At 67.0% G+C, this 294-nt stretch carries 1 protein-coding gene; it reads left to right on the top strand.

The window, feature by feature from the left end:
- Positions 1-80: 80 nt before the first annotated feature.
- A partial coding sequence (locus P0G09_RS19550) for an acyl-CoA dehydrogenase family protein (protein WP_275253510.1) occupies positions 81-294 on the top strand: 214 nt, incomplete at its 3' end.

Below are 294 nucleotides of genomic sequence, written 5' to 3'. Positions count from 1 at the left end.
GGGGCGCGCTACGCCGTGGTGACGATGTGCGTGGCCGGCGGCCAGGGCTGCGCCGGCCTGTTCGAGATCGGAGGCTGACGATGGATCTGCGCTTTACGCCGGAAGAAATCGCGTTCCGCGACGAGGTCCGCAGCTTCTGCCGGACGGAGATCCCGGCCGAGATCCGAAAAAAGGTCTCGGAGGGGCGCAGCCTCTCGAAGGAGGATTACGTCACCAGCCAGCGCATCCTCAATGCCAAGGGCTGGGCAGTGCCGCACTGGCCGCAGGAATGGGGCGGCCGGGATTGGACCTCGA

It is taken from the genome of Faecalibacterium sp. DFI.5.82, from assembly GCF_029076575.1.
In the GTDB taxonomy this organism is placed as follows: domain Bacteria; phylum Bacillota; class Clostridia; order Oscillospirales; family Ruminococcaceae; genus Faecalibacterium; species Faecalibacterium duncaniae.
This window is presented reverse-complemented; position numbering and strand designations above follow the sequence as displayed.